General features: G+C 32.2%; 15 protein-coding genes and 1 pseudogene. 12 read left to right on the forward strand and 4 right to left on the reverse strand.

Annotation, left to right across the window (positions count from 1 at the left end):
• Window positions 1–21 precede the first annotated feature (21 nt).
• The 5 genes from DL91_RS12630 (at window position 22) to DL91_RS12635 (ending at window position 7190) form a co-directional block, all read left to right on the forward strand.
• A complete protein-coding gene (locus tag DL91_RS12630) occupies window positions 22–984 on the forward strand; it encodes an immune inhibitor A domain-containing protein (protein WP_369792064.1) in 963 nt (320 codons plus the stop codon).
• 231 nt (window positions 985–1215) lie between these two features.
• Complete coding sequence (gene acs / locus DL91_RS02920) at window positions 1216–3117, forward strand: acetate--CoA ligase (RefSeq protein ID WP_048190186.1); 1902 nt, start codon at window positions 1216–1218, stop codon at window positions 3115–3117.
• A gap of 43 nt (window positions 3118–3160) precedes the next feature.
• Window positions 3161–3742 carry an acetate uptake transporter gene (locus tag DL91_RS02925; RefSeq protein ID WP_048190187.1) on the forward strand — a complete coding sequence of 194 codons (582 nt, stop codon included), beginning with the start codon at window positions 3161–3163 and terminating at the stop codon, window positions 3740–3742.
• Window positions 3743–4132: 390 nt separating this feature from the next.
• The gene (locus tag DL91_RS02930) at window positions 4133–5578 is read left to right on the forward strand and encodes a histidine kinase dimerization/phosphoacceptor domain -containing protein (protein WP_048190188.1); all 1446 of its coding nucleotides are present in this window, start codon (window positions 4133–4135) and stop codon (window positions 5576–5578) included.
• The gene (locus DL91_RS12635) at window positions 5571–7190 is read left to right on the forward strand and encodes a histidine kinase dimerization/phosphoacceptor domain -containing protein (protein ID WP_052374040.1); all 1620 of its coding nucleotides are present in this window, start codon (window positions 5571–5573) and stop codon (window positions 7188–7190) included. Before DL91_RS02930 ends, DL91_RS12635 begins: the two co-directional genes overlap by 8 nt.
• Before the next feature lie 85 nt (window positions 7191–7275).
• Here the strand turns inward: DL91_RS12635 and DL91_RS02940 are convergent, their stop codons facing one another.
• The gene (locus DL91_RS02940; RefSeq protein WP_048190189.1) at window positions 7276–8475 is read right to left on the reverse strand and encodes a GMC family oxidoreductase N-terminal domain-containing protein; all 1200 of its coding nucleotides are present in this window, start codon (window positions 8473–8475) and stop codon (window positions 7276–7278) included.
• Between the two features lie 30 nt (window positions 8476–8505).
• Entirely contained in the window at window positions 8506–8940 is a 435-nt protein-coding gene (locus DL91_RS02945) for a hypothetical protein (protein WP_048190190.1), read from the reverse strand.
• A gap of 402 nt (window positions 8941–9342) precedes the next feature.
• Here DL91_RS02945 and DL91_RS14095 point away from each other — a divergent pair, with 402 nt between their 5' ends.
• The 3 genes from DL91_RS14095 to DL91_RS02955 all read left to right on the forward strand — a co-directional run bounded on the left by DL91_RS14095 (window position 9343) and on the right by DL91_RS02955 (window position 10696).
• Window positions 9343–9564, forward strand: a complete 222-nt coding sequence (locus DL91_RS14095; protein WP_231551362.1) for a metal-dependent transcriptional regulator — start codon at window positions 9343–9345, stop codon at window positions 9562–9564.
• A gap of 8 nt (window positions 9565–9572) precedes the next feature.
• On the forward strand, window positions 9573–9788 hold the full coding sequence (locus DL91_RS14100; RefSeq protein WP_231551363.1) for an iron dependent repressor, metal binding and dimerization domain protein: 216 nt from the start codon (window positions 9573–9575) through the stop codon (window positions 9786–9788).
• A 194-nt stretch (window positions 9789–9982) separates the two neighbouring features.
• Window positions 9983–10696, forward strand: coding sequence for a HEAT repeat domain-containing protein (locus DL91_RS02955; RefSeq protein ID WP_048190191.1), 714 nt, complete (start codon window positions 9983–9985; stop codon window positions 10694–10696).
• A 68-nt stretch (window positions 10697–10764) separates the two neighbouring features.
• Here DL91_RS02955 and DL91_RS02960 read toward each other — a convergent pair whose 3' ends face one another.
• A complete protein-coding gene (locus DL91_RS02960; RefSeq protein ID WP_048190192.1) occupies window positions 10765–11805 on the reverse strand; it encodes a B12-binding domain-containing protein in 1041 nt (346 codons plus the stop codon).
• Between the two features lie 282 nt (window positions 11806–12087).
• On the opposite strand from DL91_RS02960, the gene nucS reads away from it, so the two are divergent.
• The 4 genes and pseudogenes from nucS (at window position 12088) to DL91_RS02980 (ending at window position 16023) form a co-directional block, all read left to right on the forward strand.
• Window positions 12088–12861 carry an endonuclease NucS gene (gene nucS / locus DL91_RS02965; RefSeq protein ID WP_048190193.1) on the forward strand — a complete coding sequence of 258 codons (774 nt, stop codon included), beginning with the start codon at window positions 12088–12090 and terminating at the stop codon, window positions 12859–12861.
• Window positions 12862–12950: 89 nt separating this feature from the next.
• Window positions 12951–13886, forward strand: a pseudogene (locus DL91_RS14105) (ABC transporter substrate-binding protein).
• Between the two features lie 387 nt (window positions 13887–14273).
• A complete protein-coding gene (locus DL91_RS02975; RefSeq protein WP_081882575.1) occupies window positions 14274–15404 on the forward strand; it encodes an ATP-binding protein in 1131 nt (376 codons plus the stop codon).
• Window positions 15405–15759: 355 nt separating this feature from the next.
• Window positions 15760–16023 carry a hypothetical protein gene (locus DL91_RS02980; RefSeq protein ID WP_048190194.1) on the forward strand — a complete coding sequence of 88 codons (264 nt, stop codon included), beginning with the start codon at window positions 15760–15762 and terminating at the stop codon, window positions 16021–16023.
• A 179-nt stretch (window positions 16024–16202) separates the two neighbouring features.
• On the opposite strand, the gene DL91_RS02985 is transcribed toward DL91_RS02980, so the two are convergent.
• Entirely contained in the window at window positions 16203–16424 is a 222-nt protein-coding gene (locus tag DL91_RS02985; RefSeq protein ID WP_048190195.1) for a hypothetical protein, read from the reverse strand.
• Between the last annotated feature and the right edge of the window lie 334 nt (window positions 16425–16758).

Raw genomic sequence — 16758 nt, forward strand, 5'->3', positions numbered from 1 at the left:
CCAATTTATGATGTTGGATGTATTTGTCATGAAATAGGACATATTTTGGGACTTCCAGATCTATATTTGGACAATTATGGGCCAATAGTTGGAAGCTGGTGTTTAATGGGTGTAGGTTGCTGGAATAATGAAGGCAGGACACCTGCACATCCCAGTGCATGGTGTAAATTACATTTAGGTTGGACTGAACCTAAATTATTAGATAATATACCTCAATTTCAAAATATACCTGCTGTTATTGATGATAAAACCATCTATAAAGTAAATGTGGAAGGTTCTGATGGAAATGAATATTTTCTTTTGGAAAACCGTCAGCAGAAAGGATTTGATGAATATTTACCAAGCAATGGATTGTTAATCTGGCATGTTGATGAAACAGCGTGTATAAAACAGAATCCAAATTTTGACCCAAAACATTTTTTCATGACCCTTAAACAGTCTAACGGAAAGAATGATTTAGCAGAGAATAGAAAAGAGATTATTAAAAGAGCAAAAATAGGTGATAAACCACCTAAAGGTGCAGGTGGTGATGATGGTGATCCTTTCCCTGGAATAACCATTAATAGAACATTTAATGATTGTTCGAAACCTAATAGTCGAACTTATAAAGGTAATAAATCTTTTGTGGAAGTTGTTTCTATAAGTGACTCTGATGAATTAATGAAAGCTCAAATTGGAACCATTTTAAAATCTAATAGCCTAGAAATGCAATATAAGCCAGAAATTTTTTCTGAAACGACTGATAATGAATTAAAACAGCAAATAATAAATTCATATTTCATTAATTTTCTGTTATCTAAACCAAAGGAAAAAAATTCTTATGATAATGGAGTAGTAGATGGCGGAAAAAAATGTTTAGAGGAATTAATAGAAAAGGAATATCTAGATTTCTATCAACATGGACATTGTCGAGGATACAATCAGGGTTATGAAGAAGCCAGAAAATTTTATAAAAAGTTTATCCAAGAGTTTGTCCAAGAATAAGTTAAAACAAGTCATAAAGATTAGGTTAATATTAATTTAAGATTTATTTATTAACTACCTAATTATTACTCGATATTATTCTTATTAACTTTTTTTAATTATCACATATTTATCATGATTAATCAATATTTATAATGATTAATAATAGATAAATATATATACCAAATTCAACTTAATATGTATTATAAGACTAAGCGTAAAAAAGAGGATAAAAAAAGTGGTGGGAAAGAAATGAAACGCGATACAACCGTTTTACTAGATGAAAAAAGGATTTTCAAGCCGAATGTTGAAACGGTGGAAAGAGCCCATGTTAAAAATTGGGAAACTGAAATTGAGAAGGGAAAGAACTTTGAGAAATACTGGGAAGAGAAGGCAGAAGATCTTGACTGGTTCGAAAGATGGGACCAAGTACTTGACGAAAGTAACAAACCATTCTTCAAATGGTTTGTAAACGGAAAGATAAACCTGGCCTACAACGCAGTTGATCGGTGGATCGATACCGAAAAAAGAAACCAAGTAGCAATCCTCTATGTAAATGAAAGAGGGGATGAGAAAAAATTAACCTACTACGAACTCTACCGTGAGGTCAACAAAATGGCCAACGGTCTAAAAAACCTAGGAGTAAAAAAAGGAGATACCGTCTCAATGTATCTTCCAATGTGTCCCGAGCTACTTATTTCAATGCTAGCATGTAACAAAATTGGTGCAGTTCACAGTGTTGTATACTCCGGATTAAGTGTAGGAGCATTTGTTGAAAGGATGAACGATGCAAAGGTCAAGATCCTAATTACTGCCGATGGAACATACAGAAGAGGAAAGATAATCGATCTGAAAAAAATATCAGACGAAGCAATGCTCCAATGTCCCACCATAGAAACTGTTATAGTTGTAAAACACACAGGAAGTAAAATAGACATTTCTGACTTGAGTGGAAGGGAAATATTCTATGAACGACTAATTGAAGGGGAACCAGCAGAATGTGAATGTGAACCTATGGACTCAGAAGATCCACTTTTTATATTATACACCTCTGGAAGTACTGGAAAACCCAAGGGAGTTCTCCACACAACAGGTGGGTATATGGTGGGTGTGTCAACAACACTCAAAAACATTTTTGATATCCATGAAAATGATATGTGGTGGTGTACAGGGGACATAGGATGGATCACAGGTCATAGTTATGTTATATATGGACCTCTACTTTTAGGAACTACCACAGTAGTCTACGAGGGAGCACCTGACTATCCCGACCCCGGTGCATGGTGGAACATAGTTGAAAAATATGGTGTAACCAAGTTTTATACAGCACCAACAGCAATCAGACATCTAATGAGATTCGGTAACAAATACCCCAACCTATACAATCTTTCCTCACTTAAAATACTTGGAACAGTTGGGGAACCCATAAATCCAGAGGCATGGATGTGGTACTATAAAAATGTTGGAAAGGAAAAAGCCCCAATAATGGATACATGGTGGCAAACAGAAACTGGAATGCACCTAATATCTCCTTTACCTTCGGCTTACCTGAAACCAGGATCAGCAACCAAAGCGGTACCTGGTGTAGATGCTGACGTAGTGGATGAAAATGGTAACCCTGTACCTCTGGGAAAGGGAGGATATCTGGTAATTAAAAAACCATGGCCCGCAATGTTCAGAACACTTTACGAAGACGAAGAAAGATACAAAGATGTTTACTGGAATCAGATACCCGGATATTACAAAGCAGGAGATTTGGCCAGAAAAGACGAAGATGGTTACTTTTGGATACAAGGCAGATCTGATGATGTTTTAAAAATAGCAGGGCACAGGGTAGGTACATCTGAAGTTGAATCGGCATTTGTTAGCCATCCTGCAGTTGTAGAGGCGGCTGTAATTGGAAAACACGACCCAATTAAAGGCCAAGTTATTAAGGCATTTGTAATACTCAGAGAAGGATATAAACTCAAAACCAAACTCATTGAAGAACTCAACAAGCATGTAAGATACGAATTAGGGCCTGTAGCAGTTATAGGAGATATTGAACAGGTTGAATCTCTTCCAAAAACTAGAAGCGGAAAAATTATGAGAAGAATACTTAGGGCAAGAGAAAGGGGTGAAGATGTAGGAGATACATCAACGCTCGAAGAATAAAAGATAGGAGAAAAATTATTAAAACCATAAAGGGAGTATAAAAATGGTAGAAGAAACTGAAAATGAAGTTGTATTAAAAGATTTAACAGCAAATCCTGCACCTTTAGGACTTTTGGGATTTGGATTAACAACTGTGCTGTTAAATATACATAATGCAGGTTTTTATCCTATGAATAGTATGATACTTGCTATGGGCTTGGCATATGGTGGAATTGCCCAGATACTTGCATGTTGGATGGAATATAAAAAGGGCAATACATTTGGAATGGTTGCATTTGGATCATACGGATTGTTCTGGTGGAGCTTTGTATTTCTGCTCATACTTCCAAAGATGGGTCTTGCAACAGCACCAGATCCAGTTTCTCTAGCAGCATATCTATTCATGTGGGGAATATTCACATTTGTTATGTTCTTTGCAACATTGAAACACAACAGAGGTTTACAGGTAGTATTCATGAGTCTGGCAATTTTATTCTTCCTCTTAACTGCAGGAGAATTAACTGGCAACTCAACTATAACACAAATAGCAGGATATGAGGGAATATTCACAGGATTATCTGCTGTGTATGTTGGTCTTGCATTTGTAATAAATGAAACCTACAAAAGAGATGTTCTGCTTGTATAATAACCATTAAAAATTATTTAAATAGTTATCGCCTCCTTACTAGCTATTTAAGTAATAGTTATCCAATGAAATTTTGGATATAATAACTAAACTTTAGTATTATATCTTACTGAGGATAGCTTCAACTCTTTTTTTACATAAAAACCAAATGGAACATATAAATACTATATTTATTTTAAATAATAGATAGAATAATGTTATTAATATTAAATTAATGAGTTATATTGATAATTAAACAATTAAATGAATTAATCAAATATAAAAATATCTGCTTTAAACAATCTTTACATAAACGGAAATATAAATTAAATTTCTATAAATTAGTAGTATATTGTCCATTTTATTGATAAACGCTATCAAATAGTTTAAGAAACTGAATGAAGGTTTAACATGGTAGAAGACCTCAAAATATTAATACTTGAAGATGTTCCTTTCGATGCTGAGCTCATAAATAGAGAATTGGAAAGAAGTGGAATGAAATTTTCTTCTAGAAGGGTAGAAGAAGAAAAAGAATATTTAAATGAATTAAATGAGTTTAAACCCGATATAATTCTAGCAGATCATTCACTTCCTCATTTTGATGGTATTTCTGCTCTGCGTATAGCGAAAAATAAATGTCCAGACGTACCTTTTATTTTTGTTAGCGGTAAGATGGGAGAAGACTTTGCCATAGAAGCCTTAAAATGCGGTGCAACAGATTATGTTCTTAAAGGCAGCCTATCCAAGATAGTACATGCAGTAAATCGTGCACTAGAGGAAGTTAAAGAACATTCAAAACGTAAAATGGCTGAAGAGGCATTAAGAAATAGTCTAAGACAGCTGAAGGAAGCACAGAAAATTGGACATATTGGTAGTTGGGAATGGGATTTAAAAGCCCGTGAATTGAATTGTTCCGATGAATTTTATAATATAATGAGTTTAGAACCAACAGAATTTGGAAAAAGTTACAAAGCAATGATGGACATAATACATCCCGAAGATAGACAAAGTGTTAAAAAAAGTATAATGGGTGCCGTAAATGAACAGAAGCCCTTTTCAAATGACTACAGATTAATAAGGCCGGATGGAACTGTTAGGATACTTTCATCTAAAGGTGAAGTAATTACAGATCCAAATGGAAAACCTCTAAGAATAGTAGGAACTGAACAAGATATAACCGAACATAAGATTGCAGAGGAAAAAATTAAATCATCATTAAAAGAAAAGGAAATGCTGTTACAAGAGATACACCACAGGGTAAAAAACAATTTACAAGTAATTTCAAGTCTTCTACGTCTCCAGTCAAGATTCATTAAAGATCAAAACTCAATTGACATTTTCAAAGAAACTCAAAACAGAGTTAGAAGCATAGCAATCCTACATGAAAAACTCTACCAGTCAGACAACCTTGCAAAAATTAAAATTGATGAATATGTGAAGATCCTAGCAGAAGACTTGATGTACTTTTATGAACTAGAAGAAAGCAACATAAACATGATTCTAGATATTGATGATGTATCACTTAATATTGAAACAGCAATTCCCTGTGGACTTTTGATAAATGAGATGGTAGCTAACTCATTAAAATATGCATTCCCAAATCAAAAAAATGGAGAAATAAAAATTGAACTCCATTCAAATAATGAAGATCAATTTAACTTAACAGTCGGCGATAATGGAGTGGGTATTCCTAAAGAAATTGATCCAGAAAAAGCTGAAACATTTGGAATGCAACTCATTAAATATCTTACCAAACAATTAAAGGGTACAATAGAACTGGACAACAACAATGGAACAAAATATCAGCTTAAATTCAACGAATTGAAATATAAAGATAGGGTAAATTCAAATGGTTAATGAAAAAATATTAGTTGTTGAAGATGAAGAACTCATAGGCCAAGACATAAAAATACTCCTGGAAGATCTGGGATACGAAGTTGTTGACCTTGTACCTTCAGGTGAAGAAGCCATTTCTCTTGCAAGAGAAGCACATGCAGATCTAGTTCTAATGGATATTATGTTAGAAGGCGACATAGATGGAATAGAAGCTGCTCATCATATCAATAACGATCTTGGCATACCAATTATTTACCTGACAGCATATAGAAATGAAGAAATTCTTGAACGAGCAAAATTAACCGAACCATATGCTTACATAGTCAAACCATTCGAAGAAAGGGAACTTCGTACAAATGTTGAGATAGTACTCAACAGACACAAAGCAGAAAAAGAGAGAATAAAATTAACAGAAGTAACAGCTAAAAATGAATTCCTGAAAAAATCATTAAAGGAACAAGAAACACTACTTAGAGAGATACATCACAGAGTCAACAACAACATGCAGATTATATCAAGCCTCTTGTCTCTTCAATCAACACAGGTAAAGGATAAAAGAGATTTAGATCTTTTTATAGACAGTCAAAATCGAGTTAAATCAATGTCAAAGATACATGAACGATTATATCAGTCAAATGATCTTTCAAGCGTCCAATTTGCAGAATATGGGATGAGTCTTTTAAACGATCTTTTCAGTTCCCATAGGGCCCCGCCAGGTATCAGACTAAAGGCAGACATAGAAAATATTTCATTCAACATGGAAACAGCAATTCCATGTGGATTGATCATCAATGAACTAGTTTCAAATGCTCTAAAATATGCATTTCCCAATGGTCAAGGCGAAATTTATGTAAGTTTAATGCATAACAATGACAACAAATATTTATTAACTATCAAAGATAATGGTATTGGATTACCAACAGATATAGACTTCAAAAACACCCAATCACTTGGATTCAGACTAATAAACAATCTAACAAATCAGCTCGATGGAAAAATTGATTTGGATGTTAAAAATGGCACTAAATTCAGTGTATTATTCGAAGAATTGAAATATGAAACAAGGGCAGGAATTAAAGAAACAATTGTGACTGCATATCAATCAAGAGAACTCAGAAGACACGCCAAAGAACTGTTCAGTAATAATATTGATAATTGGGGAGATATGCCCAAAGATTTAAGAGAATTGATACAGGATCTTCAGGTACAACAGATTGAAAATGATATGCAGAAGGAAGAATTAAAACGATTAAGAAAAGAGATCATTGATACTAAGAAAAAGTATTTGGACCTTTACAATTCCGCCCCGATAGGATACTTCACAATACTAAAAAATGGATTAATACTCGATGTAAATAATACTGGAGCATCAATTTTAGGCATTTCAAAAATGGGATTAATTAAAACTTCCTTCATCAGTTTCCTTAAACCAGATTCAAGGATAAAATTTAATCAAAATAATAAAACTGCAATTGAAAACAGACAAAAAATGGGATACGAACTCGAAATTGTAAGGGCCGAAGGAGATTCATTCAAATCTTATATTGAAACCAACCCAGTATATGATAAAGAAGAGAAATTTAAAGAGTTTAAAGTATCAATAATAGATGTGAAACGTTTCATAAATGATTAAACAAAAAAAATATTTCAATATTAATTTTAATAACTCTATTTAAAAGATATATTCCATAAAAAAGAAAATTTATTTAATTTTTCCCTTAAAATTCGTTTCCAAGATATTTACCAAGTCTCCTTGCTAGAGCAACAATTGTAAGAACAGGAGGTGCTCCTGGAGCCTTTGGGAAAACGCTGGCATCTGCAACAAATAGATTGGACAATTCAGTTTCAAGATTTTTATCAATTACTTGCCCAATTGCAGCAGTTCCTCCGGGATGGGCTCCTCTAGCAGGGGTAGATGTTAAAGTGGTAGGATCAACGCCTGCCTCTGTTAATATGGCTCCTGCGACAGCAGATCCTTTGGCAAGAAGACTTACATCATTGGATGTACTATACTTTTTAACACTATTCTCAAGAACATTTCCACTTGGTTCATCAGCTATTTTAATCATTAATCCTATTATATCTCCTTCACTGACGTTGAACTTCATGAGTTTATTATTGAGTATGCCGGAGTAGTGTGGAGATAAAATAACGTCATCTAATGTAATTAGAGCATTCATTGTTACTTCGGTGTTAAAATTTATTTTCCCTAGTATCCCACCTACAGTTACAAATGTGTCAACAAAAAGATTGTTACCAGCATCTATGCCTGATCTGTTTAATATTCTAGAAGTTTCAATACCACCTGCAGACAACACAACACAATCAGCTAAAAATTCTTTGTCTTTACTTTTTACGCCCTTTAATTCACCATTTTTAATGATAATTTCCGTGATAGCTGTGTTATCAATAACTTTTGCACCAAAATCTACTGCTTCATCCACATATTTTCTGCTTGTCCATTTAGAATCCCTTGGACATCCAAAAGCACATTTACCACAGGGTTTGCAAGTTTCATGATTAATAAATTTGGGCATTTTTTGTGTTTTAAAACCAAGTGATTCTGCCTTATCCATTATAAGTTTTGTGCCAGGTCCAAAATGTGAATCTGGAAGTGTTGATATACCCATTTCAATTTCAATTTCTTTGAAGTGATCTTCTAGATCAATACCAATATTTTTTAACTGTTCTTGACATGTTCGAACAGCATTTCCTGCAGTTACCAGTGTTGTTCCACCGATGCAACTAGTTTTTAATAGCTCAACACCAACTTCAGCATTTTCATAGTGTTTAAAAGCATCTTTAATTTTGGTATACGGTCCCTTTTCTATTATGGTAACATTTTTTCCTTTTTTTGCTAGTTCCCTAGCAACTGTTGCGCCACCTGCGCCCGATCCAACGATAATAAATTTTTTCATAAAATCATCAACAACAAATTTAGATTAAAATTAAGCTCTTTTCAGTGTTCTACGAGGTTGGCTTGGCTTAAATTCCTGTTTTTTCTCTTTTTTTTCCATGAAGAATCTAACTGCTAAAAATCCTCCCAATAAACCAAATCCTCCATATATTATTAGCGAAACAATTAAACCGAGTATAAGATTTAATATGCCGCTGAATGCAACTAAAATACCGAGTGAAAGTGGATTTGGAAGAACATATGGTAATGTTGGTGGGGTTATAAATCCGAAAAAGAAAAAGAATATGCAGAAAATGCCCGTTGCAATACCTCCAACCTTATAATTTGTATCTTCAGGTCGAGTAAGATAAGTAGCAATAAATCCCATAATTATTAGAGAGATAACCCCTCCAATACCAACTAAAGGTAGGATAATACCTAATATGAAGCTAATAATTATTGCAGTTTCAATATTGAAATTTGGCATTTGATACTCCCAAAATAAATATAGTAATACTTATTAAAGTGTGAACATTATGACATAAAATTATTTCTACGGATAGTTATCATTTTTGATTACAGTTAAATGTTACTAAAATATTTTTATTGAATTTAACTCTATTGATTATTAAACTTCTTAATCGTTAATATTTTTTAAAAATTACATTATTATTATTTTTAGAGTTCATTATTTGCCAAATACAAATAAAACAGATTTATGTAGGTTTTAATAATTAAAATGGTAAATGGAATTTGAATTTTTGGATTGTATAACAGGTTCGTCTAAGTTGGTTAATATAATTTTATAGAGGAATATAATAAAAAAATAAATGTTATATAATTATTGAAATTAAATTGTTTATATCCAAATCTTTGAAGAGATGATATTATGGAAAATTCCTTAAAACTAACCGAAAGTGTTGAAGATTACCTTGAGGTTATGTATAATCTTGAAAAAGAAAAAGGAAATATAAAAATCAAAGATATTGCACATAAAATGAATGTTAAACCTCCCAGTGTGGTTGAGGCTTTAAAAAAGTTAGCTGAACGTGATATTATATCTTATGAACCATATAATGACATCCATTTGAAAAAAAAGGCGTTGAAATAGCTGAAGATATGATATACAAACATAAAATTCTTAAAAATTTTTTGCATATCATTGGTGTAGATATGGCAACAGCAGATGAAGATGCTTCCATGGAACATGTTCTAGACGTTTCAACAATAAAAAAATTAAAAAAGTTCGCAGAATTTACTGAAATTTGGCCAAATACAGATGAATTCTTATATTCATTTAAATATCATGGGAAAAATGGGAAACTACCACCATAAAAACCATTTAACATATCTCTCAAAATTTTTATAGATCACATCCAATTATCAATCTAAAGAAATCCAAGAATTTTTATTGGTTTAAAACCAAAATATACTTAATAAAACAATAGAAACTACGTAAATAATTTTGTGAAACTATTTTATAAAAATTAATTTATAAAAAAATATATTAAAGGTTTAAAGGTGTAAGCATGGGTTTTTTGGACGGTATTAGGAATAAAGATCTTGAAAAACTTGAAAAGGATCGAAATATAAACGTTATTCTTAAGATTCTTAAAAATGGAGATGAAAACACTAGATGTGATGCTGCAAGAGCTCTTGGGAGACTTAAGGATAAAAAAGCAGTTACTGGCCTATTAGAATCTTTGAAAGATGAAAGTGGGGATGTAAGATGGAATTCTGCTAGTGCGCTTGGCAGGATTAGGGATAAAAGAGCAGTAAAACCTTTAATAAATACACTTAAACATGATAAATGGTATGTAAAGGTTCATGCAGCTGATTCACTGGGTATGTTAGGTGATATTAGTGCTGTTGAACCCCTAATTGGAGAATTAAATTCTGAAAAAGTTAGAAACCACGCGGCATTAGCTTTAGGAAAGTTGGGTGATGACAGAGCCGTGAAATATCTAATAAATGCTCTTAAAGTAGATGATTTCACTTATAGAACAGCTGCAGAGGAAGCATTGGGTATTATAGGAGATGTTAGTGCAGTAGAACCATTGATCAAACTTTTGAATGATAATGATGTGAGTGTAAAAAGACATGCTGCAGGAGCACTTGGAAAAATCGGAGATGAAAAAGCTATAAAACCACTTTTGGATGCTCAGAAAAATGAAAAATGGTATGTTAGGCTTCAAATAGAAGAAGCTGTTAAGGATATTCAATCAAAAGAATCAGAAAAATAAAATGTTTATCTTATGAAATCGCACTGACTTTTTTTGTATATATTATTTACCAAAATTTATATTTTATTTTAAAATTCATTATAATTTTCCATTACGAGTTTTTCACCCATTTCAACTGCAGTTTCAGCATCTTCTGCCTGTCCATCAGCACCAACTTTTTTCCAAAGATCCATATCTATTCTAAAAGGATATCCTCCAACAATTATCTTGGGATCACTACATTCACTACATCCACGAACAGATCTTATAAGATCAATTACCTCACCAATATGCGAACCAATGGTAGCAGATATCAAGACCAGATCGGCCTTTTTACTTATTATGGTCTGTATAATACTATCTTTTGGAGTGTTAGCTCCTAAATAAAATGTATTCCAACCATCCATTTCAAAGAAATCTGCAACCATCCTCACACCTATTTCATGAAGTTCTCTACTCACACTCATGGCAACAAGAACTTTGCCTGTTTTTTCGTTCATTGATATATAGGGATAAAGTTGAGACATTATTAGCTGAGTAGCTGCTGTAAAGTAATGTTCTTGACCTACTGTAATCTTATTCTCCTGCCATAACCTACCAATTTCATAGAGTGAACTTTGAAAAACATGAAGATAAATATCTTTAACACTTATTCCATTATCAACAGCTTCTGTAATCATTTTTCCTGCGGAATGGCGATCACCATCAAGTAGTAATTTTAAATACTGTTCAAGAAGTTTTACAAGTGGTTTATCTGCATTCACAAAGGATGCGTAATTTGAGGGTATGGCTAAATTATCAATACTTTCCTCAATATACTTAACTGCAACACTGCTCTTTTTGGGAGGTAAATTTTTAATAATCACATCTTCCATAATTTCCAATCTCTCTTTTAGACGTTCTTCCGGAAAGCCTAAATTAACAAGGAAGATTCTTTCCCAGGATATGTAATCTGCAAATAAATCAGGACTTGAAGCATCAATTGCCTCAAAAAGATATGATAGACTATATTCAGTATCTTCAATGTACTTTTTAAATTCAGATTCTCCATAATAATTGTTGAATTCACCCTGAGATTTAAATTGTTTAGTTACAATTTCTTTAGCAAGTAAATACGCATCTTTATTCATCAATTAAACCCCTTTAATCAGTTAAATACCTAGGTTCATAATATTATGATATTGTATTGGAGGATATAAGTTTACCTTTGCATTTTTTATTTCCTAAAACTATATGGTTTTTGAAAATATTAAATATTCTTTAATATTATTTTAATTTAATTCCAAATTATTATTTTAAGAGTAAGTATACTTTTTTAAATTATAATGTCAAGAACAAATTTAGTCTTCTAAAATTTAATGAATACAATGTATGGGTGAAATATTTGTTATAGTTCGTTTAAACAGATATTTATGAAATTTTTATCTGAAAAGAATCCAGATCAACAACGCACATTTGAGATAATAAATGAAGGATTATCCAAGAAAGCAGTGATTGTGTTAATGGTATGCTGTAGAGTTATTTATGAAGGAAGAGCGAGGAGCAAGCTAGCTTCTGGCGACAGAATGATTATTATAAAATCAGATGGTTCGTTCATGATCCATCAAGATAGAAACCTTGAACCAGTTAACTGGCAGCCACCAAAATCACAGTGCAAAGCTAGTTTAAAAAAAGGAATTATGTATATTGAAGGAAAGCGACGAAACCCTCCTGAAAGGCTTGAAGTTGAAATACACAACACGTATATTGCATCCTACTTTAATGGAGAAGATTCTAAGGACCTAGAGTTAACGGGTTACGAAGAAAATATGAGAGAACTGGTATTTGAAAACCCGGAAATAATAGAAGAAGGTTTCAGACCATCAAATAGAGAATATTCAACACCTAATGGATTTATTGATGTTTTGGGTAAGGACAAAAACGGAAATTTGATGGTTATTGAATTGAAAAGTAGACGTGCAGGTATTAATGCTGTTAAACAACTCAAAAAGTATTTGGACTGTTTTTCTGATCATAAAGAATTTGTTAGAGGTATTCTAGTAGCTCCAAGCATCACTGGGGATGCCGAAGAACTTCTTGAGGAATATAAACTGGAATATAAATCTTTGGAACCGCCAAGGGAATTTGGAAATGATAAAAATTTAACATTAGATTTTTTCAATCATGCTGATTTAAAAAACTATTGAGTTTAGTATGTTATAATTATTTATCAATGTTGAATTAAGAATTTTTTAAGGGGAACAAATGAAAAAAAAAATTGTTAGCTGCTGTGGGAATGGTTATTTTAGTAATATTATTGGTATTTGGAACATACAATTATTATACAGTTACACAGGATACTATTGTTGTGGGATACCTACCAAGTAACCATGACTCTGCTTTATTTGTTGCGGACGCTTTGGGAATGTATAAAAAGGAGGGTCTTAAGGTTCTATTGGTTCCTTTCAGGACAGGCTCTGAGATAACCACTGCAGCCAATCAAAACATGATTGATGTTGGATACTGTGGAATCACTCCTGTAACTAGTGCAATAGATCAAAATTCAACTGTAAAAATTGTTGCAGCTATAAATCAGGAAGGTAGTGGAATTGTTGTTTCTGAAAATAGTAATATAACCAATGTTAGCCAATTTGTTGATAAAAAATTTTTAATACCCCAGGAGGGAGGAATGCAGGATGTTCTTTTTAGATATCTACTTATGAACAATAATATAAGTTAATCAAGCATTAACATAACAGAACTTGAAACTCCTCTTATGCAGAATGCACTGGCTGCTGGAAAGGTTGATGGATACATTGCTTGGGAACCATACGTATCTCAAGCCGATTTCATAGGAAATGAAGATGTTTTCATGTATTCTAAGGATATTTGGCCAAATCATCCATGTTGTGTTGTTATTACAACAAATAAATTTATGAAACAAAAGCCAGATCAACTTAGAAAATTCCTTAAGATACATGTAGAAGCAACTGATTATGTTAACACCCATAGAAATGAAACAGCAGCAATTTTATCAAAAAAATTAGGTACAAACATCAATGTAGAACAGGAAGCATTAAAACATGTTGAATTTATAGCAATACCTACACCTGAATTTGATGCTAACATACTTAAATTAATTGATGTTCAAAAAAAGTTGGGTTATATAAAGAGTAATGATACAAATATGTTACATTCAGCTATAGATTATTCATATTTACCATCAACATAGTATTATTACAATTAATAAAAATTAATTGTTTAAATTAATCTTCGAAATTGTAAAAAAATATATATTAAGTTAGTGTGCAGGCAACACACCTTTATGATCTGGTTAGTATCCACTTATCGATCATATATTTAATTTTTATTTGATTCCAACACCTTTTTATAGATTACTCGCTTAATTTAAATCTTTAATGTTTTCAAAATTCGATTCAAAGGAATCATAAAACGAATTTAATCGAACAAAGGCAAACATTGAGTCTTTGTAGTTTCCTTTATTACTATAGGGGAAATGGAATAGCGGATAAATAAAAATTTTTGTCTGTGAATAGGGATCATACACACACTACTTTAAGTATTATGTCAGTCAAGATACTTCAAAGGTGAATTTTTTATGCAAGTAAATATTGCTCAAGATTATCAAAAAGATTCTAAAAAAATAAAGAAAACACTCTTAGGATCTGAAAAAGGGTGGGAGCTTACAGTTGACGCGATCCCGGATTTAATTGCCATACTCGATACTGATCACCAAGTGGTTAAGGTTAACAAGGCGATGGCAAGAAAATTAAACACATTACCTGACGCTTGCATTGGTACAAAATGTTACCAAGTAGTGCACCAAACAGAAACCCCACCAAAAAACTGTCCGCATGCAAAACTCTTAAAAGACGGGTTAGAACATACCTCAGAGGTGGATGAGAAAAATCTTGGAGGATACTTTGTTGTAACGGCATCACCAATCAAAGACGTCGATGGTAACATACTTGGAAGCATTCACATAGCCCATGATATAACAACACAAAAAAAAATTGAAGAAACAGTTAAAAAACGTACAGATGAGCTTGCAAAATCTAACGCTGACCTTGAACATTTCGCTTATGTAGCATCTCATGACTTGCGTGAACCATTAAGGATGATCAGCAGCTTTTTACAGTTACTAGAACGAAGATATAAAGACCAGCTTGATGAAGATGCTAATGAATTCATTGGATTTGCTGTTGAAGGAGCAAAACTATTAGACGATATGATAAATGATCTATTGGAATACGCCCATGTAACCCACAAAGAAATAGATTTAAACCCAGTTACACTCGAAAACGTTTTGGAACAGTCATTACAAAATTTAGTAGTTCAAACAGAAGAGAATAATGCAGTGATAACGTATGATCCATTACCTACCGTTAATGGGGATGAAAAATTATTAGTTCAGCTGTACCAAAACCTCATAGGAAACGCCATCAAATACCGCAGTCAAAAAACCCCCAAAATCCACATATCTGCCAAAAAAGAGAAAGATCAACACGTTATCTCAGTAAAGGATAATGGAATAGGAATCGATCCAAAACAAACAGAACGAATCTTTACAATATTCCAACGCCTCCATAGCAATGATGAATATACAGGAACAGGAATAGGACTTGCAATAGCACAAAACATTATTTATCAACACCACGGAAAAATCTGGGTCGAATCAGAACCAGGGAAAGGCTCAACATTCTATTTTACAATACCAATCAATGAATAACCTTTGAATTATTTCTAGTTTTTAAAATTATATTTAATTTTGTTCTCATAAGCTCTATCTCAATAGGGATATACTTCTGATTTTCATACATTTATTTCAACAATACAGGAGTTGATGTTATATGAGAGTAAGTGAAGGAGTACCTAAAGGAAGAATTGTAGAAATGTATAACCCTGAAATGTTTAAGGAACATGAATAAGTCACTGTATTTACAAGGGCCGAATTCAGTAGATTTTATAATTCAATGCAGCAGCAAATAGACTATAAACAATATAGACTGATAGATTATAGAATACAATTTGTTAATTTTACATAAAAATATTTAGTAAGAAAATAAAGTATTAATGGTGATAAAATGAGTGAAGAAACAATTAAAAAAATAAAAGATCCGACCATGCTCTTAATATGGGAAATAAATGGAAGAATAGCAGTTGCTAATAGATCAATTAGAAATGGTAGATCGATTGGTAAAAACAATATTAAAATGTTTGATATTGATAAAAAATCTTTAATGGAAATTGAAGAAGAACTCAAAGACGTCTCTAATCAATCATTAAGAATCTGGGCAACGAATCTGCGTGAAAAATTAGAAATCCTTTTAGGAGAAAATGAGGATTAATTCTATAAATGAAAAAGATTAGAACCCAAAAAATTAAGTTAGGATCACACTGAAAATCGCATGGAACGATTTAAATCCAGCCAATTAAATACTAATTTTTTTTTTAATAAGAAAATCTCATTCATATATAAAAAAAAATTCAAGATTCATAAATAAAAAGAAAAAAATAAATATTTAACTTATGTAGCACTAGCAGTTGTGTAAGCATCGTACATACCGTAAAGCCAAACAATGATGTAGAGTATATACGCAATGATTCCCAATAAAAAGATTGTTGCTAAGGCTCCTAATATCACTGCTACGATGAAGATTATTATTCCCTTCATTATATTTCCAGCGTACACCGTACCAATACCCGGTAAAAAGAAAGATATAATCAGGGCCAATATAGGGTTTGCCATTTTTTTTCCACCTCCGATACTTTATATATTACAATTGGTGTATCTAATTAATATTTTTTTACTTTAATCCTAAAACTGAAACTACTAAATGATGATTTTTACAATAATGGCCGAATATTAAATAATTATAAATTAGGTCACCAATTACTCTGTAAAATTACTTGAAACTAATTTAAACAACCGTTTAATACTTCTTTTAAATTAACTATTGAAAACATTTTCATTTGGGGCTTTTTAATTGATAATATCGAAACAAAGCAATAATTTGCTGAAAATATAGAAATCTATAATAATAACGATTGACATATAATGTTATACAGTGAAATACATTTCA

It is taken from the genome of Methanobacterium sp. SMA-27 (assembly GCF_000744455.1).
Taxonomy (GTDB): domain Archaea; phylum Methanobacteriota; class Methanobacteria; order Methanobacteriales; family Methanobacteriaceae; genus Methanobacterium_B.